This is a genomic window from Corynebacterium amycolatum SK46, from assembly GCF_000173655.1.
In the GTDB taxonomy this organism is placed as follows: Bacteria; Actinomycetota; Actinomycetes; order Mycobacteriales; family Mycobacteriaceae; genus Corynebacterium; species Corynebacterium amycolatum_A.
This window is the reverse complement of sequence record NZ_ABZU01000016.1, coordinates 1-21,808: the sequence shown is the minus strand read 5'-3', so window position 1 is coordinate 21,808 and position 21,808 is coordinate 1. Positions and strand designations below refer to the sequence as shown.

Below are 21,808 nucleotides of genomic sequence, written 5' to 3'. Positions count from 1 at the left end.
CTGAAGATACGGACTCTTTTCTCGTTTGAAAACGATCGTGGAATTAGTGCTTTGGCAAAACTGCTTTCCGGTATTTGTATCGTGCAAAAATGCAGTTAGGGCTCGAATTATAACAATTGGTTTGTATGATGCAAATGTGATTTTTCGGCCTTAACCCCATCCGCGACGCGCTAGAATAGGGAAGTTGAGCAAAACAGATACATCTCGCAGGCCCATTAAAGGGTCGACATAAAGGCGACAAGAGGATTGACTGCCACCGTGCGAAACGACGACCTGGCCGCGCTCGTTTACGAGAACATGCTGCTATCCCGGGTGAGCTCCAGCGGCTACCGACCACATCGCAAGGACATCTTGTTGGATCGCTCCGCTGCAGCACTGCTGGCTAGGCTGGAAGCGCAGCCGGACATGACAGTCGCAGAGCTCTCCGATGCGCTGGGGCTGGACATTTCTACAGTGCATCGCCAGCTGGCCGCCGCCATGCGGCAGGGGTATATCGCGAAGAGGTCCGCGCCGTCGTCAAGCGCGAAGGTGCATAGCGCGACCGGCAAAGGGCTAGAGCTGCTGCATCGGGAGATTGAGGCGCGTAAGAGTACCGTCGATGACATTACGCATGATTGGGAGGACACGGAGCTCGCGGAGTTCGTGCGATTGATGCGCAAATTCAACGAAGGTGTGGAAGAAATGCGTGGTCATCCATGGCCTAGATAACCGCGGATGTTGTGGTCATGGAATACTTGAGGGCGTGGCTGAGAAAAAGAAGATCGCAAACGTCCTTGCAAACCGATACGCCTCTGCGACTCTGGCTGAGTTGTGGAGCCCTGAGTACAAGATCATCCTCGAGCGCAAGCTCTGGATTGCAGTTCTGAAGGCTCAGGTCGCCCGCGGAATTGAGGTGCCGGAGGGCACCATCGAGGCATATGAGAAGGTTATCGACCAGGTTGACCTCGACTCCATTGCCGCCCGTGAGCGTATTACTCGCCACGATGTGAAGGCTCGCATTGAAGAGTTCTGCGACCTGGCTGGCACTGAGCACATCCACAAGGGTATGACCTCGCGTGACCTGACAGAAAATGTTGAGCAGCTGCAGGTTCTGCAGTCGCTGAAGGTCGTGCGTGACAAGGCCGTTGCCGTTGCCGCCCGCACTGCGGAAAAGGCCTCCGAGTACCAGTCGCTGGTCATGGCGGGTCGCTCGCACAACGTCGCCGCACAGGCAACGACCCTGGGTAAGCGCTTCGCCTCCGCTGCGGACGAGATGCTGCTGGGCATCGAGCGCGTGGAAGACCTGGTTTCCCGCTATCCGCTGCGCGGCATCAAGGGCCCGATGGGTACCGCCCAGGACATGCTGGATCTGCTTGACGGTGACGAGTCCGCGCTGGCCTCCCTGGAAAACGAAATCGCTGAAGGCCTCGGCTTCGACCGTGTCTTTGACTCCGTTGGTCAGGTCTACCCGCGCACCCTCGACTTTGACGCTCTGTCCGCACTGGTCGAGCTGGGTGCAGGCCCGGCATCGCTGGCCACCACCATTCGCCTGATGGCCGGTAATGAGACCGTCACCGAGGGCTTCAAGGAAGGCCAGGTCGGCTCATCCGCCATGCCGCACAAAATGAACGCCCGCTCCTGTGAGCGCGTCCACGGTTTCCAGGTCATCCTGCGCGGGTACATGACTATGATCTCCGAGTACGCCGGTACTCAGTGGAACGAGGGCGACGTTTCCTGCTCCGTGGTCCGGCGTGTCGCACTGCCGGATGCCTTCTTCGCCATGGACGGCATGTTCGAAACCTTCCTCACCGTCCTGTCCGAGTTCGGTGCATTCCCGGCCATGATCGACCGCGAGCTGGAACGCTACCTGCCGTTCCTCGCCTCCACCAAGATCCTCATGGCAGCCGTCCGCGCTGGTATGGGCCGCGAGGAAGCCCACGAGATCATCAAGGAGCACGCCGTCGCCACCGCACTGGATATGCGCGAAAAGGGCGCCGAGCAGAATCTCACTGAACGTCTCGCTGCAGATGAGCGTTTCCCGCTGGATGCCGCAGGGCTTGCCGACGCGCTGGCAAACCGCCACGCGTTCATCGGTGCCGCAGAATCTCAGGTCGACCGCGTAGTTGCACGTGTGCAGGCTGTCGTGGACAAGTACCCAGAGGCCGCGGCCTACAAGCCGGGCGAGATTCTGTAGCTTCGCGAGCGTCACGCGTAAACGTGGAAGCGCGTAAAACGTAAGGACGTAAGATCCCTTGAAAACTCTGTCACGTTGGTGGCAGAGTTTTTCTTCGTTTGTTGGCGAAAGCACCAGTGAGCAGCCAAGTTCCTCGGTACGATGAGCGATAAGTATCGAAACTTCTACGCGAAAGGTGCCCGACGTGACATCGGCTGTTAGGACTTCGCTTTCTCGCCCAGGTGCCACATTGAATGTGTTGCGCTGGGTTCCAGAAAATGACAAGGGCGCGCCCATTACTCCGAAGGGAGTGGTGCAGATTGTCCACGGCATGGTCGAGTACGCCAACCGCTACGCCAAGTTCGCCGAGTACCTCGTATCCCAGGGCTATGCCGTCGTCGCGCACGACCATCGCGGCCACGGTATGACCAAGACGGATGCTGGCATCCCGGGCTACTTCGCTGACTACGGTGGCTGGAACCTGATTCTCGAAGATCTCCACGCAGTGCGCCAGTACGTTGATGCAGAATTCCCAGGCAGCAAGCACTATATTCTCGGCCACTCCATGGGGTCGCTTCTGACTCGTAACTACATCGCCAAGTACGGCGAGGGGCTTACCGGCGTCATTATCATGGGCACTGTGTCGTGGCCAGGAGCTAAGGGCGATGCGGGAATGAAGGTTGCAAACCTGCTGGCTAAGATTCGTCCTACCGCGCCGGGCAAGCTGCTCAACACCCTCACCTTTGCTGATTACAACAAGGGCTTTGAGCGCCGCACTAAGTTTGATTGGCTCACCCGCGATCACAAGATTGTCGATGCTTATATTGCGGACGACAAGTGTGGTTTCGTTCCCACCAATGCCTTTTTCCGCGACCTTCTCGTCGGCACGCACTACGCGAATTCGTCTGAAGCCTATGAGAAAGCGCCTGCTGAGCTGCCGCTTTTCGTGGTTTCCGGTGCTGTTGATCCGGCGGGTGGCGCTGCCTGTGTGACTGAGGTCGTGGGCAAATACCTGAACGCGGGCAAGAAGGACGTGCGCTTTAAGGTCTACCCGGATGGTCGCCATGAGATTCTCAACGAGTTGAATAAGGAAGAGGTCTACGCCGATATTTTGGCGTGGTTGGAGTCCCGCTAAGGGGAGCTGGTTAATAGGTCATAAACTCACACAGTTTCACATTTGCAGCCCGCAACCACATTTGCAGCCCGTAATTTTTTGGTGTCTGCCCAGTCATTATCTTGAGAATCAGACATACTTTTGTCATGTAACGTTCTTTTTACGCTTGCAGATTTACGCTTGAAGAAAAGGAACCGACCACATGATCAGAAGAAGACAGCTCTCGGCGGTCGTGTTCACCATCTCCATGTTGCTGGTGCTCGTGGGCTCATTTGTGGGAATCGCAACAGGTCGCGCACAAGTCGCCAAGTAGCGAAACCCCGACTAGTAGCCAGCAGAATCCGAAGGCCACCGAAGAAAACGAGGATGACGGCTCCTCGAAGATGATGTGGTTCTCTATGGGGGCGGTGCTTCTGGTCTTGGTCGTCGGCGCGACAATCGCGCTTACTCGTAAGTAACGCTAGAGCGTCCAGTACACGCCGAATCGATCGGGCTGAGGCTGGACTCCGGGCTTGACGACGGCATCCGTGCCCTCGGCAACCCCAGCGTCTGTCAGGCCGAGTGCTTGGTAGGCGCTTTCGATTTCTTTGGCAGAATCGCTGGAGATGCGCATCGCCACACCGTCGCCAAAGGTGAACTTGTGCATGCCCGGCGAGTCGAGCGTCATGAAATTCCCTGACCCGAAAAGCTGGTTGTAGACCTCGGTGGCGGCGGCAGCCTGTGGTTCGTCGCCAGTCCACATGAAGTAGGGGATAACGGTTGGATTCGCTGTCTTTGCGGCAGCGTCCGTGCTTTCAGCCTCGCCGGGTGATGGATCAACCATCAGTTGCCAGTTGACCCCATTTCCGTCGGCCAACCAGCCAAAGAGTGGCGAGAAATCGTAGCTGGTCAGAGGCATGAGTGCGGCACCACCGCTGATGGTTTCATCACCCGCCATCAGATGCTCCCACAGTCTGCGCAGCTGGTTTTCCTGACCAGGGGCAAAGCGCACCATAAAAGACACAGCGGGGGTTAGCTGGCGGTTCTCATCTTCAATGAGCTCGAGATTCATCCCGCCGATAGCGAGCGTGGTGGAGTTGGACTTGATGTTGGAGTTAAAACCTTCGGCGTAAAACCGCGCAGCGGCGCGGGGGTCGTCGTTAAGCGCGATCACGGCCGAGATAGAAACAGTCATGAAAACGAGCCTAACGGCGAGCACCTAACCGCGCGAATGCTCCTCTCTTAGGATGAGCGACGAAGGACGCGGATTTAGAAATCCCAGTCTTCATCTGCGGTGTCTTCGGCTTTTCCGATGACATATGCGGAGCCGGAACCGGAGAAAAAGTCGTGGTTTTCATCTGACCCCGGGGTGAGGGCGGCGAGAATCTCGGGTTTGAAGGCGGTCTCATCATGGTTAAACCGCTGCGGGTACCCCAAGTTCATGAGCGCTTTGTTGGCGTTGTATCGAATGAAGTTGGCAACGTCGTCGTATAGCCCGAGTGGTTGGTATAGGGCTTCGGAGTACCTTAGTTCGAGCTGGTATAGCTCGTCGAGAAGCTCGAAGACGAAAGCCTTCATCTGTCTTTGCGTGGCGGTGTCATAGGTTTCTACGCCTCGCTGGAATTTGTAGCCGGAGTAATAGCCGTGAACAGCTTTGTCGCGCAGGATTAGGCGCACCATGTCGGCGGTGTTGGTCAGGATGCCTCGTGATGCGAAGTGCAGCGGAAGGTAGAAACCGGCGTAGAGCGAGAAGGATGAAAGAAGCGTTGCTGCCGCCTTTCGCTTGAGTGGAACGTCGCCGTAATAGTGCTTGAGCACAGCTTTTGAACGAGCCTGCAGGATGTCATTAGTGACTGCCCATTGGTAGGCAGCGTCGATGTCAGGGGTATTGGACAACGTGGAAAAAACTGAAGAATAGGACTTTGCATGTACTGCCTGCATGAAAGCGATATTCGTGTAAACGGCCTCTTCATGTTCTGTGCGGGCATCTTGAATTTGGGAAATCTCCCCAACAGACGCCTGGACTGTGTCGAGCATGGTCAGTCCGGTGAAGACCTTCATGGTTAGCTCGCGTTCTAGATCGGTAAGACGTCGCCAGTCTGCAAGGTCATTGGACAGCGGGACTTTTTCGGGCAGCCAAAAATTTGCTGTCAGGCGATTCCACACTTCGAGGTCTTTGTCATCTTGCACTCGGTTCCAGTTGATCGGCCGAAGGCGGGCAGCTGGGTCCTTTCGAAAAGACGGTGGCGTAGTTGAATAGCTGTAGATGTTCAAGAAGTAGCGCTCCTCCAGAATTTTTCCAGGCCCTCTCTGACGTTTTCCACATCGTGGTCTGTCCCCAGTAACTCGTAGTGGTATAGCTCCGGGACCTGGCATTTTGCAGAAATGATGGCTCCGGCTATGCAAAAGTCGGTGCCGAAATTTGTGTTGCCCGAGGTGATGACACCGCGGATGAAACTCCTGTTGGTTTCGTCGTTGAGAAAAGCGATGACTTGCTTAGGCACCGCGCGGCGCCGACATCCGCCACCGTAAGTCGGTGTGATCAGGACAAATGGGCTGCAAACGCGGATCATTCCGTCTTTTCGCGGATGTAACGGGATGCGTGCTGCTGGTTGAGCCAGCTTTTGGACGAACCGGTGAGTGTTTTCAGAAGCACTGGAGAAGTACACGATTCGGGGTGACTCCTCCGGTGGGAGTTCCGTGAAAGTCAGCGGCGTCTTCGACGATGAAGACACTCAATTACCTCCTATGTTCAAGGGATTGAACATAAAATAGAAGAGTGAATGGGATATCAACAAGGCGTTGCCTACGTGCGGCTGAAAGTGCTTAGTCATGCAACTGCGAAGTAAAGCCGCGGCTCTGCATTAACGGCGGAAAAACCCAGTAGCTGATTTTCAAGGCGGGAAAGTGCAGGGGTTGCCGGCGGGGGTGGGGGGGGGAGGATGCCGTGTTTCTCGGAGGGGGCATGCCAGTGGTGCCCTCGGAAAAGCGAAAACAGGGAATACAAAAACGCCGCGCTTTGGAAAGGCCCAGTCAATGAGGAGACTGGTTTTCCAAAGCGCGGCGTTTTCTACAGCGCTTTCGCATCAACTACTTCAGCGGGCGAACACTTCCGGTGAAGTGCGGACGCTTCTTCTTGCGATCCCACGCGACGATGTTGACTGCACGGCCGATGTTGGAGCTGCTATCAGTCAGGTTGTGAGCAGCACCTGCACCGTCACCGGTGTGGGTGAGTGCGACGTTGATGGTGGTCGGCAGAACGACCGGCGCACCGAAGGAGATCTGGAACTTGTACGACTGACCCGGCAGAACCTGTGCTTCAGCCAGTGCGCGGGAGGCGGTGTACATGCCGTGTGCAATCGCTGCCGGCATGCCCAGAGCCTTCGCGGAGACAGAGGTGATGTGAATCGGGTTCCAGTCACCGGAAACCTTGGCCCACTTGCGGCCGGTGTTGCCAGCCAGCTTCCACTGAGCAGTGGGGAAGGGGACCTTGAACTGCTCGCGCTTGATGGTCTCGGCGCCGGACTTGATGGCCTCACGCTGTGCCTGGACCTCTTCGAAGCCCTCGGCATCCTTCAGGCGAACGCCCTTGGCCAGGTACACCGACTGCTCCTCGACCAAGGTGGCGCCGGATGTGGACGATGTAACAGTCGACTCCAGAACAACCTCAGTGCCCGAGCGGTGAGCGCGGAACGCTGCCACCTTCACCGAGATATCAACCTTGCCGCCGAGCGTGACAGGCGAGATTTCGCGGTAGGTGTTCTCGGTGTGGACCAGGCCCATCATCGGCAGCGGGAAGTCATCCGCAGCCATCAGTTCCATCTGAATGGGCATAATCAGAGCGTGGATGTGGCCGAAGAAAGCCTGCTCGGACTTCGGAGCGCCGACGACATCGCGGAAGTCCTGGTCACGGTCGGCGTCTACAGTCACACCGTTGACGGCCAACTCATCGACTTTAATCTCGATGGAGTTCGGGCGCTTCTTCGCCGAACCAGCAGCTGCCTTGGCGTAGAGCGGAACCAGATTGGGAACGGCATCCAGGGTCTTAGCCATAAGTTTTCCTCTTTCCTCCTTATCGGGAGCCTATGCGGAAGCCGCGACTTCGCTTAGGCGCCGACGATGTTCTGACCGCAGACGCGCAGGACGTGGCCATTGACGCCCAGAGCGCGGTCGGAGACCAGGAAGGCGATTGCCTGGGCGACATCGCCTGGCTGGCCACCCTGCTGCAGCGAGTTCACGCGTCGAGCAACCTGGCGGTTGACGAACGGAATAGCAGCGGTCATGTCGGTCTCGATGAAGCCCGGAGCAACAGCGTTGATGTTGCCGCCGCGCTTAGCGAACTCCTCAGCGTAAGCCTCGACCATTGCGATAACGCCGGCCTTGGAGGTGGCGTAGTTGGTCTGACCGCGGTTACCTGCGATACCGGAGGTGGAAGCCATGGTGGCAATACGCGGAGCCTTCTCGAAGGCCTTGTGGTTCAGTAGCTGCTCGTTCATCTTCAGCTGGGACTCGATGTTGACGGCGATGACCGAGCCCCACTTGGCGTCGTCCATGTTGGCGAACATCTTGTCGCGGGTGATACCTGCGTTGTGGATGACGATGTCCAGGCGACCGTAGCGGGCCACAGCGGCATCGGCAATGGCGTTGCCGGCTTCGTCGGCAGTGATGTCCTGCTGCAGAGCCAGGCCACCGAGCTCGTTGGCGACCTTGGACAGAGCTTCGCCAGCCTGCGGGACGTCGATGACGATGACCTCTGCGCCGTCAGCCTTGAGCTGGCGAGCGATAGCGGCACCGATACCACGGGCGGAACCGGTGACAGCGGCAACCTTGCCGGCCAGCGGCTTATCCCAGTCAGCCGGAATCTCACCAGCGTCAGAGGAGACACGGAGGAACTGGCCGTCGATGAAGGCGGAACGGCCGGAGAGGAAGAAGTGCAGGGAGGAGATGACGGACGGTGCGGTGACCGAGACACCCGGAGCAACGAGGATGCCGTTGGCGGTGGAGCCGCCACGAACCTCGTGGCCGAGGGAGCGAATCAGGCCCTCGATACCACCGGCGACAGCGTTTTCGGCGATCTCGGCCGGGGTTGCGTTGTGGTGAGCATCCTTGGCGCGGGAGACGGTGACGATGCGGCCGCCCTTGTCCAGCTTGCGCATGTGCTTTGCGGCAGCGAGCACTGGGCCCTGCAGTTCTGCCGGACGCTTGGCCTCAGTGGCGACGAGGACAATGGCGCCAATCTTGTCGTCAGCGGCTGTGCCACGACGAACCTGCAGGCCCCACTCAGTCAGCTGAGCTGCAACTGCGTCTGCATCTGCACCCTCGCCGGTGACGAGCACCTTGTCGTTGTTCAGCAGCGGACCGCCCGGCTTGTGGCGGCGCAGGAACGGTGGCTGTGGCAGGCCGGCGGCCTTGGCCAGTCCAGTGAGTGGACCACCGTTGACGAGTTCCTGGTACTTATCGGTCATGGAAAATTCTCCTTGAAAGTAAAAGTGTCTTTATCGGTGGTGCACTATTAGACGCGAGCCTCGAGAACTGCGACAACACCCTGGCCGCCCGCAGCACAAACGGAGATCAGGCCGCGAGTGGTCTTGCCGGTCTCGTTTGCCTTCTGACGCAGCATCTTGGCGAGGGCTGCCACAATGCGGCCGCCGGTAGCGGCGAATGGGTGGCCGGCTGCCAGGGAAGAGCCCTTGACGTTGAGCTTCTCGCGCGGGATGGAGCCCAGCGGGCCTTCCAGCCCGAGCTTGGTGCGGCAGAACTCCTCGTCCTCCCATGCCTTCATGGTGGAAAGGACGGTGCCGGCGAAGGCCTCGTGGATCTCGAAGAAGTCGAAGTCGTCGAAGGTCCAGCCGTTGCGGGCCAGCAGTCGCGGGGTGGCGTAAGCCGGAGCCATCAGCAGGCCCTCGTCACCGTGGACGAAGTCAACTGCGGCTGCCTCGGAATCGACGACGTCGGCAAGCACCGGCAGACCGCGCTCAGCGGCCCACTCCGGGGTGGAGACGAGGACGGCGGAGGCACCGTCGGTAAGCGGAGTGGAGTTACCGGCGGTCATGGTCGGCTCTGCTTCCAGGCCACGGCCGAAGACTGGCTTGAGCTTGGCCAGCTTCTCCGGGGTGGAGTCCGGGCGCATGTTGGTGTCGCGGGAAACACCCTTGTACGGGGTGACGAGGTCAGTGAAGAAGCCCTCGTCGTAAGCGTTTGCCATGTTCTGGTGGGAAGCGGCGGCCAGCTCGTCCTGCTCAGCGCGGGTAACGCCCCACTTGGCGGTGGTGATTGCCTGGTGCTCACCCATGGACAGGCCAGTGCGCGGCTCGCCGGTCGACGGAGTATCCGGAGCCAGGTCGGACGGACGGGCCTTCAGGAAGACCTTTGCCATGTCCAGAGTGGACTTCTGGCGGCTGGCCTCCAGCAGGATCTTGCGCAGACGGTCGTTGACAGCAATCGGAGCGTCGGAGGTGGTGTCCACACCGCCGGCGATAGCGGAGTCAATCTGGCCCAGCTTAATCATGTTGGAGACAGAGTTGAGAGCCTCCATGCCGGTGGCACATGCCATCTGAATGTCGAAAGCCGGGGTGTCCGGCGCCAGTGCGGAGCCGAGGACACACTCGCGGGTGAGGTTAAAGTCACGGGAGTGCTTCAGCACAGCGCCGGCGGAGACTGCACCGAGGCGCTCGCCGCCGATACCGAAGCGGGCGACGAGACCGTCGATTGCAGCGGTCAGCATGTCCTGGTTCGACTCGTTAGCGTATTCCTTATTAGAACGAGCGAACGGAATGCGGTTACCGCCGACGACGACTGCGCGGCGCAGAGAGTTATTGTTGGCCTGAGCTGCCATGTGATTGTTCCCTTCAAAATCCTTGAAGTGTGACGTGAATTACTAAATTTAGACAATACTGGTATCGGTGTTTTCTGTCACGTTTTTAGAAATATTTTTGCCCAGTCATCTACCGAGCGGGGGCGGTGAGGGATAAACACCGTCGTTTACCTGTGAAAAATTCGATGGGCAGTAGTCCGGAATCTCAAAATTTTTCCCGCTTGACGACGGTAATTGCGTCAATCCCCACTAGTTGGGGTGGTGGCCGGAGGTATCAATAGAGTGCAAAGGCGTATAGGGGTTTAGACTTTATCGCCATGCGACCTGAACTTTCCTCGTATAACCATCTTTCCGCGGGCAAGGTCCGGGAAATCTACGAGATTGACCCTGAGACTCTACTGCTTGTGGTCAGTGACCGTATTTCTGCCTTCGACCACATTCTGGAGACCCCGATTCCTGACAAGGGTCGAGTGCTCACCGCGATGAGCGTGTTCTTCTTCGACGAGATCGACTTTCCGAACCATATGGCTGGCCCGGCTGACGATGAGCGCATTCCGGAAGAGTGCCTCGGCCGTGCGCTGGTGTGCAAGAAGCTGGACATGCTGCCATTCGAGTGTGTCGCACGTGGCTACCTAACCGGCTCGGGTCTCGTCGAGTACAAGGAAAACGGCACTGTCTGCGGCATTGAGCTGCCAGAGGGCCTCGTCGAGGGCTCCAAGTTGCCAGAACCGGTTTTCACCCCGGCCACCAAGGCCGAACTGGGCGAGCACGACGAGAATGTCTCCTTCGACGCCGTTGTGGAGTCCCTGGGGCAGAAGCGTGCCGAAGAACTGCGCGATGCCACCCTGCGTATCTACACCCAGGCTGCTGAACTGGCTGCTAAGCGCGGCATCATCCTGGCTGACACCAAGTTCGAGTTCGGTCTCGACTCCGACGGCAACCTGGTGCTGGCCGACGAGGTTCTCACCCCGGACTCCTCCCGCTACTGGCCAGCCGACTCCTACCAGGAGGGTTCGGTTAACCCGAGCTTCGACAAGCAGTACGTCCGAAACTGGCTGACCTGCTCCAAGTCCGGCTGGAAGAAGGACGAGGGCACTCCGCCGCCGGCGCTGCCGGGTAGTGTTGTGGAAGCAACTCGCGAGCGGTACGTCGAGGCCTACGAACGACTGTCGGGCCGCCGCTTCTCGGACTGGATAGGAGAACCTGCGTGAGCGAAGTGACCTTGGACTCGGCATCCGTCGGCAAGCCTGCAAAAAAGGATTTGCCCGCACCCCGTGCACAACGGAAGCCGGTGACTCGGTCCTTCCACGGAAGGGACTTCACCGATAACTTCGAGTGGCTCCGCGATAAGGAAAACCCCGAGGTTATCGAATACCTAGAGGCTGAAAATGCCTATACGGAGGCTTTTACCTCCGATCTTGATGGCACCGCGGACGCGATTTTTAAGGAAATCAAGTCGCGTGTGCAGGAGACCGACATGTCGGTCCCAACTCGCCTTAATGGCTGGTGGTACTACTCACGCACGCAGGAGGGCAAGTCTTACGGGATGAGCTGTCGCGTGCGCGCGGAGGCCGGTGACGGTCTTGCCGCGTGGACGCCACCGACCATTGCGGACGACTCCCCGGCACCAGGAGAACAGGTCATCCTGGATGCCAACGAGCTGGCCGAAGGCCACGACTTCTTCGCCCTCGGCGCAGCGAGCGTCTCCGCGGACGGCAATCTGCTGGCCTACTCCACCGACGTCACAGGCGACGAGCGCTACACGCTGCGTGTAAAGGATTTGCGCACGGGCGAACTGCTTGACGACGAAATTGCGGGCATCGCCGCAGGTGCTACCTGGGTTGGCTCGGAATGGATCTTCTATCAGAAGGTCGACGAAGCCTGGCGGCCGGATTCCGTGTGGCGTCACCGCGTGGGCACCTCCACCGAGGATGACGTCTGTGTCTTCCATGAGCCCGATGAGGCCTACTGGGTCGGAGTCGGTACGGTACGCAGCGAAAAGTACCTGATTATTGAGAGCTCCTCGAAGATTACCTCCGAGGTTTGGTACCTGGACGCCAGTGACCCGACCAGTGAGTTCACCTGCGTGCGCCCGCGCGAGTCCGGTGTTGAATACGACATCGACCACGCCGTCATCAGGGGCCAGGATATGTGGCTGATTACACACAATATGACTGGCTCGAACTTCGCACTGGCCATGATGCCGGTGGGGTCTTTCGACAGTATTTCGGATCTCACTGAGCTGGTTGCTCACCGCGATGACGTCCGTGTCGAGGGCGTTGACTGCTTCGCTGGGCACATCGCGTTTGGATACCGTCGCGGCGGTATTGGTCGTGTGGCGCTGGCGGTATTGGCGCAGGACGAGGATGGTGCTGGCCCCGCTGAGACGGGCGATGCTGCCGACCCAGTGCCAGCCTCCGCTGTGAACTTCGTCGAGCTCGAATTCGACGAAGAGCTCTACTCCGCAGGCACTACCGGCAACGCTGAATGGGACACCCCGGTGTTGCGCTACGCCTACGGCTCCTTCACCACGCCGTCGCAGCTCTGGCAGATTGATATTGCCTCGGGCAAGCGGGTGCTGCTCAAGGAGCAGAAGATTCGCGGGGAGTTTAATCGCGGTGACTACGTCGCCAAGCGTGAATGGGTGAGTGCAAGCGATGGCGCCCAGATTCCGGTGTCGATTATTCACCGCGCGGATTTGGATTTGGATGCGCCGAATCCGACGCTGCTCTACGGCTACGGTTCCTATGAAGCCTCGATGGATCCGGGCTTTTCCATCGCCCGGCTGTCGCTGCTGGATCGTGGGATGATTTTTGTCATTGCACACGTCCGCGGTGGCGGCGAGATGGGCCGTGGCTGGTGGGAGAACGGTCGCGCAACCACGAAGAAGAACACATTCACTGACTTCGTCGCCGTCGCTGACTACCTGCTGGATTCTGGTTGGACCACGCGCGAGCAGTTGGTAGCGCTCGGCGGTTCAGCGGGCGGCATGCTGATGGGTGTGGTCGCAAACATTGCTGGCGATAGGTTCGCGGGCATTCAGGCCGTGGTCCCGTTTGTCGACTGCCTGACGTCCATGCTGATGCCAGAGCTGCCGCTGACCGTGGTGGAGTGGGATGAGTGGGGCGATCCGTACCACGACCCGGAGGTCTACGACTACATGGCCTCCTACGCGCCGTACGAGAACATCTCGGCCGATGTGAAGTACCCGAAGATTCTCGCGATTACTAGTTTGAACGACACTCGCGTGCTCTACGTGGAGCCGGCAAAGTGGATCGCCAAGCTGCGCGAGGTTGTCGGCGGCGAGCCGGGCCAGTTCCTGCTCAAGACCGAGATGTCCGCTGGTCACGGTGGTGTTTCCGGCCGTTACGAACGCTGGCGTCAGACTGCCTTCGAGTACGCCTGGATCGTCCACACTGCTGGTGCGGTGGAGTAACGCCATGGATATGCGCACGCTGCTGTCCGCGCAGGGTTTTGACACCGATTCGCTTTCCGACGATCAGTTGGCCGTCTACCACACGCTTTTTCGGCGGCGGGATGTCCGCCGCGAATTCGCCGGAGAAGTGTTGGACAGGGAGCGATTGATGCGCGTGTTGGCGGCCGCTCACGCCGCTCCTTCGGTGGGTCTGTCCCAACCATGGGACTTTCACATCATTCAGGATTCGGCTCGCCTGCAGCAGTTTGCCGACCACGTAGCCGGACGCCGCGCTGAATTCGCAGCCAAACTCGAAGGCGAGCGGCGCGAGACTTTCAATCCGATTCAGATTGAAGGAATTGTGGACTCGGGAACGGGCATCGTCGTCACCTATGATCCGACCCGTGGCGGCAAGAATATTCTCGGCCGCGACACTGTCGATGACACCGGGCTCATGTCAGTCGCGCTGGCTATTCAGAATTTGTGGCTGGCCGCTACGGCAGAGGGGCTCGGCGTCGGCTGGGTCAGTTTCTACCATGAGGATTTCCTGGCCGACTTTGTCGGTGTCGAGACACCCGTGCGCCCGGTGGCCTGGCTGTGCATTGGTCCGGTAACGCACCTGGCAGCGGAGCGTGACTTGGAGAAGTTCGGTTGGCGCAAGGGCTTGGCGCTCGATGAGGTTGTGCACTGGGGATAAGCCGTGCAGCAGACGCACAATTACGCTCACGCTGTTCCCTATATGCCCCTTACCTGAAAGGCTTTTGAGTATTCTCCAAGCTTTGTCCTCTCTGTTACCAAAAATTTACATACGCCTGTTTTTGTTGAATCCATGGCAGGCAGTGGGGTGCAAGAACAGATTCGGACGACCGACCAGGTCGTTCGTCCAGCGGGCAAAGAGCTCGTAACTGTTGACGGTGGTGTGGTCGGTTCGCCGCTTTTGGTGTCGGTGTCGGGTTTGCGCGATGGCACATTGCTCGATGTCGCTCGTTTCGTGGCAGCGATGGAACAGCGCGATATTACGCCGTCTCTGCTGGTAGCGCCGCATGCGGGTAAGAACTGGTCGTTGCGGGAAGCTCCGGCGGTGCTGGATTGGCTCCGCCGTCGTAGCGATGACGGCATCGAGATTGTTCTCGCGGGGTTCGATCAGTCGGTTCGAGGTCGAGGCGCGGAATTTGCGTCGTTAAGCGAACATGAAGCGCGCTTGCGTCTGACTGCCGCAACGCGCCAGATGCGTGCGATGGGTTTTGAGACGGATGTGTTTGCGCCGCCGAAGTGGACCATGTCGCCAGAGACCATGAACGTGCTGCCGGAGCTGGGCTTCCGTGTTGCAGCGGACCGAAATGGGGTCCGCGACCTGACCACTGGTGCTGTTGATCCAACTCGCGTGCTGGCTATCGGCGAGGGCTTCGGCGGCGCTGGTTGGTGGCGCCGTGCGGTGCGCTCCTCGGTGCAGCGCTCGCTGGGGAAGGGCCGCGCAGTGCGCATCTCCGTTAACGCTTCGAAACTGCGGGAGCACAAGCTGCGCCAGGATGTTGTCGACATCATTGACCAGGCGGTCGATGGTGGTGCGCAGCCGGTCAACCACTCTTCGGTGCCGCTGGGCCGCGAGCTCTTTGAAGGCATGGAGCAGGTCGGCTAGTCGTCACCTCTGACGGCTATCGTGGGACTGCCCTAGTGTGGGGTTTATGAGCAATCTCTTCGACATCCCAGTAACCACCATCGACGGCAACGAAGCAACGATGAGCGACTGGGCAGGCCACGTTCTGCTTATCGTCAACACCGCCTCGGAGTGCGGTTTCACGGATCAGTACGACGATCTGCAAGGACTTTTCGACGAACTCGCACCCCGCGGCTTCTTCGTCCTCGGCTTCCCCTGCAACCAGTTCGGTGGGCAAGAGCCCGGCAGTGCCGAGGAAATCAAGCAGTTCTGCCAGCGCGAATTCGGTGTTACCTTCCCGCTCTTCCAAAAGACGGAGGTCAACGGCGACAGCGCTCACCCACTGTACAAGCTGCTGAAGGAAACCCCGGACGCCGACGGCGAGGCTGGGGACGTGAAGTGGAACTTCGAAAAGTTCGTTATCTCGCCCGAAGGGGAGGTCATCGGCCGTTTCCGCTCCAAGGTCTCGCCTGACGACGACGCTCTGCGCGGCCTCATCGAGGAAAATCTGCCTATTTAAACTTGGCTATTTGGTGGCGTCCAGCGGTGCTTGCTCGAAGTAGCCCGTGGCGCCGTAGCCCACGATGCCACCTCGGTTGCGCAGGGTCATGCTAGCTAGACCGACCTTGCCAAGCTCATCGCCACCGATGGTGACCCAGTCACCCTGAACCGCGACAACCATGTTGGCGTGCACCCCAAGGCCTGCGGGGTAGCGGTAGAAAACTATGTCACCCACCTGAGGAGAGAAGTCCTTGTCGGTGACGAAAGCATCATGTGCCTTGTAGGCATCCATGAGCTGTTCGACATCCGTAACCAGCCATGGGTTCTCGGTTGTGGCAGCCGAATTCTCGGGCGTATCAAAGACCGGAACACCCGCGGACGCGAGCAGGAATGACAAGAATGGTGCAGTCCAGGAACCGGAGCAGTCGACCGTGTCTCCGAATGCGTCAAGGTTTGGATTCAGCTTCGATGTCTGGTTCGCAGCCGCGTGTGCAGAACCCGGCCTGGTAGCAGCAGCGGCAGCGACGGCATCTTCATCAGCGGTTGGGTCTGCGTCTGAATTCGGGTGCTCGCCGACCTTGGGGATAACGCTGCGGATGTCGGCATCGGTAGCGCCACACGCCAGGCCGAAGTAAACCTCAGGGGAGGGCTGCTCCTCGTACTGATAGCGCGCAACATCCTTCAGAGCCTGCTGATAGTAGGGGCGGTCTGCCTCGGTGCGGGGGAACGTGCCACCACGCCAAGCCAGAACATTGATAGGACCGAAGAGCGTGAACCACCCGGCGAAGAGGAATACCGCCGTCAGTACCAGGATGGACACAGGCGGGATAGTGGCGCGAACACGTTGCAGCATGCTCGGTGAGGATGCGTTCTCCTGGCCGTCGTCAAGCGATGGTGAGGAAGACTCAGACCGTGCTGCGTGAGGCTGCTGTGCGGGCACAGGCGCGGGTGAATCGGTGGTCATATCTTCCCAGGATAGTAGGAGGTGTTGCGCTCGTCCTTGGCGAGTGTGCCTGAAACCGTACGTAATGGCATCGCCCGTGGCTCCTGCTGTGGAAGGAGCGTGCAGTTAAACTGTGGTTCATGACTTCATCCGACATGCGTAACGAGGCCGAGCGAGACCCTCGTGAGGATCTGCCGAGCTTCCTGCGTGAGCCGGACAAAATAGACAAGATTCTCTATGCATCGCTGATGCTTGTTGCCGTGTACGGCTTTGCAATCATTCCGTTTCGCGCGGTTTTGTTGCTCAAGTACACGTTTTTGCATACGTGGCTGACAGGCTCGAATCTGTCGGTGCTGATTCTCGCGTCGGAAAACGAGGACCGGCCGCTCTTCCTCTTCGCTGTTGTAGTGATTGCGGCGCTGTCGACCATCAAGTTCATGCCGTTCTTCTATTGGATGGGCAAGAAGTGGGGGCCGGAATTCATCACGATGAGTTTCGGCGGACACCCACCGCGATGGTTTAAGAAGATGGAGAACTTCATCTATGAACGCATCGGGCTGAGTGTACTGGCATCGTTTGTGCCGTTCTCGCCGATTCCGGCCACGATTGTGGTGGCAATTGGCGGTATTGCGAAGGCACGCGGCTGGGTAGTGGGCGTGTACCTCTTCCTCTGCGCCGCGATGCTCAAGTGCTTCTACCTGTACTTGGGGCTGACCTTCGGCCCGAGTATCCAGGGCTCCCTGCAGACGATTGACAGGTACGTCACCTACATCACCTTCGCGCTGATTGGCTGGATGTTCCTATCCATTTGGTGGAAGAACAAGAAGTCGAGCGGCCAGGTGGCTTAATCCTCTTCGTGCTCAATCAGAGGCAGCGGGCTGTACTTGTCGCGCAACGCTTTCAGTGACAGATCGTGGGCGTGCAGACGCTTGTCCTCATCCGTGGTCGGCTGGAAGTGCGGCACCGGCTGCGGGTTGAAATCGTCGTCAATTGCGACATAAGTCATGGTCGAGTGCAGAGCCTTGCGCAGCCCGCCGACACCCTTGCGAGGCTCGCAGCAGTAGACCTGCACCGACAGGTGCATCGAGGTCGTGCCGGTGCGCAGGATGCGCGCACGCACCTCAACCAGGTCGCCAATGTGAATCGGATTGTAGAAGCGAATGCCACCGGCGTACACGGAAATAGTCTGGCGTCCCGCCCAGTTCGTGGTAACTGCCGTCGCAGCCTCATCAATCCACTCCATGGCGGTACCACCGTGGACGTTACCGCCCCAGTTGACATCCGTCGGCTTAGCCAGGAAGCGGGTGGTCAATTCGGGTGCAGAGGAATCCGCAGAGTACGTTTGCGCGCGCATGCTTGCCTCGATGTCGCGGCGGAGCTCAAAACGGGAAAGAGCGGCCTTTTCAACACGCTCTTCTTCCTCCGTTTGCGGGACCCACTTCGGAACCGGAGTCGACTTACCGTTTTCATCCATGGCCACGAAAATCACCAGGCAGTCAGCTGCGCGGGTGAACTTGCCCTCGCGCGGGTCAGCTGAGAGCACCTCGTTGACGATGTGCATAGAACTGCGACCGGTATGCGCAATCTTGGAGCGCACCTCAACAATGTGGCCGCTGGGAATCGGGCGAGTGAAGTGAATGTGACCGAAGTACGCAGTCACGCAGTAGCGTCCCGACCAGCCGGTCGCACAGGCGTAAGCGGCCTTGTCAATCCACTGCAACACACGGCCGCCGTGGACGGAATTGGTTCCGGCCATAATGACATCGGTCGGCGACGCCATAAAACGGAGTACAAGAGATGGTGACGCTGGAGCATGCACCTGTTCAGCTTTTTCAGTTGACTGCGTATCCATATATGAAAGCATAACTCTAGGATGAGGTTATGGTATCCAAAATCTCGCCTTTCGACGTTCGCAGTGCTCTTTCCACCGCCGCACCCTGGGCGGCGCAACGTCTTCTCGGTCGCGAATTGCTATCTGACCAAGAGGCTGCCTCCTTCACCGGGCCGGATGGGGACCAGGGGCCGTCGTTAAGCCGTGCGAGCCTCGCCAAAGCAGTGCGTCTGTCCGTTCGGATGCTCGCCCAAGAGGCGCCGGGGCATAGCGTCGAGGTGCGCGTGCCGCCCTTCGTCGCGGTCCAGTGCATTGAGGGGCCCAGGCACACACGCGGTACGCCGCCCAATGTCGTGGAGATGTCGCCGGAGATTTGGCTGGGACTCGCGTGCGGAATGATCACGTTAGAGCAGGTGCAGGCGCACATCGATATGTCGGGCACGCGCGCGGCGGAAATCGGGAATCATCTGCCGGTGGCGCGCATTTCTTAAAACCCGTGGGGGGATGCTGAATTGGTGCCCGGGCGGGTGGGGCTATTAGTGTGAATGTTGTGGCCGATACCAACATTTCAGGTGCACCAAAGACCAAACTTTTGCCAATTTCGCCTTACGACGATCTGGGGGAGACATCCCCGCGCGAAGAATGTGGCGTTTTTGGCGTTTGGGCACCTGGCGAAGACGTGTCCAAACTCACCTACTATGGCCTGTTTGCCCTGCAGCATCGCGGCCAGGAAGCCGCCGGTATCGCAGTCGGCGACGGCGACCAAATTCTCGTATTCAAGGACCTGGGCCTTGTTTCCCAGGTCTTTGATGAGCAGACGCTCGACGCTCTGAAGGGGCACGTAGCGGTGGGGCACACGCGCTACACCACCGCTGGAGCTCCTGCGTGGGAGAATGCACAGCCGATGTTCCAGATGGCCTCCGACGGCACGGACATCGCGCTGGGGCACAACGGCAACCTGACCAACCACCTCACGCTGTTCCATGAGGCGGTGGAAAAAGGCCTGATGCGCGACGAGGGCGAGCTGCCCAGTGACTCCGCAATCATGACCACTTTGCTTGCCGACGAAACCGGCAAGATTGACCACCCCGAAGATTACGGCTGCAGCACCAATGTAGAAGCGGCCGCGATGGCACTGCTGCCACGCCTGAAGGGCGCTTTCTGTCTTACTTTCACCGATGGCGAGACGCTGTACGCCGCGCGTGACCCATACGGTGTGCGCCCGCTGTGCCTGGGCCGCCTGTCCGGTGGCTGGGTAGTCGCATCCGAGACTTGCGCGCTGGATATCGTCGGTGCATCGTTCGTCCGCGAAATCGAGCCAGGCGAGATGGTGGCCATTGATGCTTCCGGTGTGCGTTCGCAGCGTTTTGCCGAGACCACCCACGCTGGATGCATTTTTGAGTACGTCTACCTGGCGCGCCCGGACTCCAACATCCGTGGTCGCTCCGTCAACGCTGTACGTCTTGAGCTGGGCCGCCAGTTGGCCCGTGAGTTCCCGGCTGACGGTGACCTGGTGATGCCGGTTCCGGAATCCGGTACCCCGGCCGCTGTTGGCTACGCCCAGGAATCGGGCATTCCGTTTGGTCAGGGGCTGACCAAAAACGGTTACGTGGGCCGTACCTTCATTCAGCCTTCGCAGACGATTCGTCAGTTGGGCATTCGACTGAAGCTGAACCCGCTGAAGGAAGTTATCGCCGGTAAGCGCTTGGTCGTGGTCGATGACTCCATCGTCCGCGGCAACACTCAGCGTGCCCTGATTCGCATGCTGCGTGAGGCTGGTGCGAAGGAAGTGCACGTGCGCATCGCCGCACCGCCGGTGAAATGGCCGTGCTTCTACGGTATTGACTTCGCCTCTCCGGGCGAGCTGTTGGCCAACGGTGTGGATGAAAATGACATCGTCGCCGGTATCGCAACCGCGATTGGCGCCGACAGCCTGGGATTTGTCTCCATCGATGGCATGGTTGCCGCTTCCGAGCAGGCAAAGACCGAAGTCTGTTGTGCCTGCTTCGATGGCAAGTACCCGCTGGGGCTGCCGGAGGGCAATCCGAATGCGGCAGCTGTGGAGAGGATGCAGGCAGCCCAGGCTGCCAAAGCCGCAACGAGCAATTAGCCTCGAAACCTCCTTAGAATGAACTACGAGAACTGAACCGAGAACGAAGCGCAAGCGGTGCTGTGGATTGCAGCCGTTGCTTTGTTCCCGGTCCGCCAATACTCCCGGATACGGCAGTAACGCCGCCCGGGGGAGAAAGTTTAAAGCGAGAGCCTCTAATGACCGAGAACGTTTCTGGTGCTTCCTACGCTGCAGCCGGCGTCGACATCGAAGCCGGCGACCGCGCCGTTGAACTATTCGCCCCGATTGCCAAGAAGGCCACTCGCCCAGAGGTCCGTGGCGGGCTCGGCGGTTTTGCCGGCCTGTTTGCACTGGGCAACTACGAAAAGCCGCTGCTGGCCGCATCCTCCGATGGTGTGGGGACCAAGTTGGCCGTGGCGCAGGCCGTCGGCAAGCACGACACCATCGGCCTGGACCTGGTCGCCATGGTCGTCGATGACCTGGTTGTGTGCGGCGCCGAGCCGCTGTTCCTGCAGGACTACATCGCAATTGGCAAGGTCGTGCCGGAGCACGTCGCCGAGATCGTTTCCGGCATCGCCGAGGGATGCGTCCAGGCGGGTTGCGCCCTCCTGGGCGGCGAGACTGCAGAGCACCCGGGTGTGATGGAACCAGACGAGTACGATGTCTCCGCTACCGGCGTCGGTGTCGTGGAAGAGGACAAGCTTCTCGGCCCGGACCGCGTGCGTGAGGGCGATGTCATTATCGCCATGGAGTCCTCTGGACTTCACTCCAACGGCTACTCGCTGGCTCGCTACGTTCTCCTGGAGAAGGCCGGTCTGGAGCTCGACGGTTACGTCGAGGACTTCGGGCGTACCCTCGGTGAGGAGCTGCTGGAGCCAACCAAGATTTATGCGAAGGACTGCCTGGCTCTCATGAACGAGGCAGAGGTTCGCACTTTCTGCCACGTCACCGGTGGCGGATTGGCTGGCAACATGGTTCGCATCATGCCGGAAGGCCTGACCGCTGACATGAGCCGCGCAACATGGACCCCGGGCCCGATCTTCAAGACCATTGCTGAGCTCGGCAACGTCTCCCGCGAGGAGATGGAGAAGACCTTCAACATGGGTGTTGGCATGGTTGCGATTGTTTCCGCAGAGGACCGCGATCGTGCACTGGCTCTGCTGACTGCCCGCCACATCAACGCTTGGGAGCTGGGTACTGTCCGCAAGAGCGAGGCCGGCGAGGATGGGGCTGTTTTGCGCGGCAGCCACCCGCGCTTCTAAGCGTCGGCCCGCAGCCTACAGTTGGGCTGCAAATGTGAAACTGTGCGAGTTTATGACACTTTCGAGCCG

General features: G+C 59.3%; 21 protein-coding genes. 13 read left to right on the top strand and 8 right to left on the bottom strand.

The features are described 5' to 3' along the window. Positions 1 to 258 precede the first annotated feature (258 nt). The 4 genes from CORAM0001_RS09185 (at position 259) to CORAM0001_RS11105 (ending at position 3,724) form a co-directional block, all read left to right on the top strand. Positions 259 to 708 carry a MarR family winged helix-turn-helix transcriptional regulator gene (locus tag CORAM0001_RS09185; protein WP_005511577.1) on the top strand — a complete coding sequence of 150 codons (450 nt, stop codon included), beginning with the start codon at positions 259 to 261 and terminating at the stop codon, positions 706 to 708. A 34-nt stretch (positions 709 to 742) separates the two neighbouring features. After that, positions 743 to 2,173 carry an adenylosuccinate lyase gene (purB, locus tag CORAM0001_RS09180; RefSeq protein ID WP_005511565.1) on the top strand — a complete coding sequence of 477 codons (1,431 nt, stop codon included), beginning with the start codon at positions 743 to 745 and terminating at the stop codon, positions 2,171 to 2,173. A gap of 184 nt (positions 2,174 to 2,357) precedes the next feature. Then, a complete protein-coding gene (locus CORAM0001_RS09175; protein ID WP_005511598.1) occupies positions 2,358 to 3,287 on the top strand; it encodes an alpha/beta hydrolase in 930 nt (309 codons plus the stop codon). 251 nt (positions 3,288 to 3,538) lie between these two features. Further along, positions 3,539 to 3,724, top strand: coding sequence for a hypothetical protein (locus CORAM0001_RS11105; RefSeq protein WP_005511602.1), 186 nt, complete (start codon positions 3,539 to 3,541; stop codon positions 3,722 to 3,724). 2 nt (positions 3,725 to 3,726) lie between these two features. Here CORAM0001_RS11105 and CORAM0001_RS09170 read toward each other — a convergent pair whose 3' ends face one another. From CORAM0001_RS09170 to CORAM0001_RS09145, 6 genes are all read right to left on the bottom strand, one after another. Continuing rightward, a complete protein-coding gene (locus CORAM0001_RS09170) occupies positions 3,727 to 4,440 on the bottom strand; it encodes a VOC family protein (protein WP_005511597.1) in 714 nt (237 codons plus the stop codon). A 74-nt stretch (positions 4,441 to 4,514) separates the two neighbouring features. After that, a complete protein-coding gene (gene nrdF / locus CORAM0001_RS09165) occupies positions 4,515 to 5,519 on the bottom strand; it encodes a class 1b ribonucleoside-diphosphate reductase subunit beta (protein ID WP_005511555.1) in 1,005 nt (334 codons plus the stop codon). Then, a complete protein-coding gene (nrdI, locus tag CORAM0001_RS09160) occupies positions 5,516 to 5,980 on the bottom strand; it encodes a class Ib ribonucleoside-diphosphate reductase assembly flavoprotein NrdI (RefSeq protein WP_081451123.1) in 465 nt (154 codons plus the stop codon). Before nrdI ends, nrdF begins: the two co-directional genes overlap by 4 nt. A gap of 355 nt (positions 5,981 to 6,335) precedes the next feature. Beyond that, positions 6,336 to 7,298, bottom strand: a complete 963-nt coding sequence (locus tag CORAM0001_RS09155) for a MaoC/PaaZ C-terminal domain-containing protein (protein WP_005511560.1) — start codon at positions 7,296 to 7,298, stop codon at positions 6,336 to 6,338. A 53-nt stretch (positions 7,299 to 7,351) separates the two neighbouring features. After that, entirely contained in the window at positions 7,352 to 8,710 is a 1,359-nt protein-coding gene (locus CORAM0001_RS09150) for a 3-oxoacyl-ACP reductase (protein ID WP_005511582.1), read from the bottom strand. Between the two features lie 47 nt (positions 8,711 to 8,757). Further along, positions 8,758 to 10,080 (bottom strand): acetyl-CoA C-acetyltransferase, encoded by a 1,323-nt coding sequence (locus CORAM0001_RS09145; RefSeq protein ID WP_005511552.1) that lies wholly within the window; start codon positions 10,078 to 10,080, stop codon positions 8,758 to 8,760. A gap of 296 nt (positions 10,081 to 10,376) precedes the next feature. Here CORAM0001_RS09145 and CORAM0001_RS09140 point away from each other — a divergent pair, with 296 nt between their 5' ends. From CORAM0001_RS09140 to CORAM0001_RS09120, 5 genes are all read left to right on the top strand, one after another. Next, positions 10,377 to 11,270 carry a phosphoribosylaminoimidazolesuccinocarboxamide synthase gene (locus CORAM0001_RS09140; RefSeq protein ID WP_005511593.1) on the top strand — a complete coding sequence of 298 codons (894 nt, stop codon included), beginning with the start codon at positions 10,377 to 10,379 and terminating at the stop codon, positions 11,268 to 11,270. Positions 11,271 to 11,275: 5 nt separating this feature from the next. Then, on the top strand, positions 11,276 to 13,495 hold the full coding sequence (locus CORAM0001_RS09135) for a S9 family peptidase (protein WP_371326296.1): 2,220 nt from the start codon (positions 11,276 to 11,278) through the stop codon (positions 13,493 to 13,495). Positions 13,496 to 13,499: 4 nt separating this feature from the next. Continuing rightward, positions 13,500 to 14,171 carry a 5,6-dimethylbenzimidazole synthase gene (bluB, locus tag CORAM0001_RS09130; RefSeq protein WP_005511581.1) on the top strand — a complete coding sequence of 224 codons (672 nt, stop codon included), beginning with the start codon at positions 13,500 to 13,502 and terminating at the stop codon, positions 14,169 to 14,171. Positions 14,172 to 14,303: 132 nt separating this feature from the next. Continuing rightward, positions 14,304 to 15,113: a polysaccharide deacetylase family protein gene (locus tag CORAM0001_RS09125; protein ID WP_244262049.1), complete on the top strand. Its 810-nt coding sequence runs from the start codon at positions 14,304 to 14,306 to the stop codon at positions 15,111 to 15,113. Positions 15,114 to 15,159: 46 nt separating this feature from the next. Further along, positions 15,160 to 15,651, top strand: coding sequence for a glutathione peroxidase (locus tag CORAM0001_RS09120; RefSeq protein ID WP_040361796.1), 492 nt, complete (start codon positions 15,160 to 15,162; stop codon positions 15,649 to 15,651). Between the two features lie 6 nt (positions 15,652 to 15,657). On the opposite strand, the gene CORAM0001_RS09115 is transcribed toward CORAM0001_RS09120, so the two are convergent. Then, the gene (locus CORAM0001_RS09115; RefSeq protein ID WP_005511559.1) at positions 15,658 to 16,596 is read right to left on the bottom strand and encodes a hypothetical protein; all 939 of its coding nucleotides are present in this window, start codon (positions 16,594 to 16,596) and stop codon (positions 15,658 to 15,660) included. Between the two features lie 119 nt (positions 16,597 to 16,715). On the opposite strand from CORAM0001_RS09115, the gene CORAM0001_RS09110 reads away from it, so the two are divergent. Beyond that, entirely contained in the window at positions 16,716 to 17,423 is a 708-nt protein-coding gene (locus CORAM0001_RS09110) for a hypothetical protein (protein WP_005511551.1), read from the top strand. On the opposite strand, the gene CORAM0001_RS09105 is transcribed toward CORAM0001_RS09110, so the two are convergent. Beyond that, positions 17,420 to 18,427 carry an acyl-CoA thioesterase gene (locus CORAM0001_RS09105; protein WP_005511604.1) on the bottom strand — a complete coding sequence of 336 codons (1,008 nt, stop codon included), beginning with the start codon at positions 18,425 to 18,427 and terminating at the stop codon, positions 17,420 to 17,422. The genes CORAM0001_RS09110 and CORAM0001_RS09105 overlap by 4 nt on opposite strands. A gap of 29 nt (positions 18,428 to 18,456) precedes the next feature. Between CORAM0001_RS09105 and CORAM0001_RS09100 the strand changes: the two genes are divergently transcribed. The 3 genes from CORAM0001_RS09100 (at position 18,457) to purM (ending at position 21,739) form a co-directional block, all read left to right on the top strand. Next, positions 18,457 to 18,897, top strand: coding sequence for a sterol carrier family protein (locus CORAM0001_RS09100; protein WP_005511583.1), 441 nt, complete (start codon positions 18,457 to 18,459; stop codon positions 18,895 to 18,897). A 50-nt stretch (positions 18,898 to 18,947) separates the two neighbouring features. Beyond that, positions 18,948 to 20,516: an amidophosphoribosyltransferase gene (purF, locus tag CORAM0001_RS09095; RefSeq protein ID WP_005511603.1), complete on the top strand. Its 1,569-nt coding sequence runs from the start codon at positions 18,948 to 18,950 to the stop codon at positions 20,514 to 20,516. Between the two features lie 158 nt (positions 20,517 to 20,674). Beyond that, positions 20,675 to 21,739 (top strand): phosphoribosylformylglycinamidine cyclo-ligase, encoded by a 1,065-nt coding sequence (gene purM, locus CORAM0001_RS09090; RefSeq protein WP_040361793.1) that lies wholly within the window; start codon positions 20,675 to 20,677, stop codon positions 21,737 to 21,739. The last annotated feature ends 69 nt before the right edge of the window (positions 21,740 to 21,808 follow it).

What these genes read in the sequence shown, in the direction of transcription:
- CORAM0001_RS09170 (WP_005511597.1), bottom strand. Translation starts at nt 4,440, where the DNA reads ATGACTGTTTCTATCTCGGCCGTGATCGCGCTTAACGACGACCCCCGC.
- CORAM0001_RS09155 (WP_005511560.1), bottom strand. Translation starts at nt 7,298, where the DNA reads ATGGCTAAGACCCTGGATGCCGTTCCCAATCTGGTTCCGCTCTACGCC.
- CORAM0001_RS09150 (WP_005511582.1), bottom strand. Translation starts at nt 8,710, where the DNA reads ATGACCGATAAGTACCAGGAACTCGTCAACGGTGGTCCACTCACTGGA.
- CORAM0001_RS09145 (WP_005511552.1), bottom strand. Translation starts at nt 10,080, where the DNA reads ATGGCAGCTCAGGCCAACAATAACTCTCTGCGCCGCGCAGTCGTCGTC.
- CORAM0001_RS09140 (WP_005511593.1), top strand. Translation starts at nt 10,377, where the DNA reads ATGCGACCTGAACTTTCCTCGTATAACCATCTTTCCGCGGGCAAGGTC.
- bluB (WP_005511581.1), top strand. Translation starts at nt 13,500, where the DNA reads ATGGATATGCGCACGCTGCTGTCCGCGCAGGGTTTTGACACCGATTCG.
- CORAM0001_RS09125 (WP_244262049.1), top strand. Translation starts at nt 14,304, where the DNA reads ATGGCAGGCAGTGGGGTGCAAGAACAGATTCGGACGACCGACCAGGTC.
- CORAM0001_RS09120 (WP_040361796.1), top strand. Translation starts at nt 15,160, where the DNA reads ATGAGCAATCTCTTCGACATCCCAGTAACCACCATCGACGGCAACGAA.
- CORAM0001_RS09115 (WP_005511559.1), bottom strand. Translation starts at nt 16,596, where the DNA reads ATGACCACCGATTCACCCGCGCCTGTGCCCGCACAGCAGCCTCACGCA.
- CORAM0001_RS09110 (WP_005511551.1), top strand. Translation starts at nt 16,716, where the DNA reads ATGACTTCATCCGACATGCGTAACGAGGCCGAGCGAGACCCTCGTGAG.
- CORAM0001_RS09105 (WP_005511604.1), bottom strand. Translation starts at nt 18,427, where the DNA reads ATGGATACGCAGTCAACTGAAAAAGCTGAACAGGTGCATGCTCCAGCG.
- CORAM0001_RS09100 (WP_005511583.1), top strand. Translation starts at nt 18,457, where the DNA reads ATGGTATCCAAAATCTCGCCTTTCGACGTTCGCAGTGCTCTTTCCACC.
- purM (WP_040361793.1), top strand. Translation starts at nt 20,675, where the DNA reads ATGACCGAGAACGTTTCTGGTGCTTCCTACGCTGCAGCCGGCGTCGAC.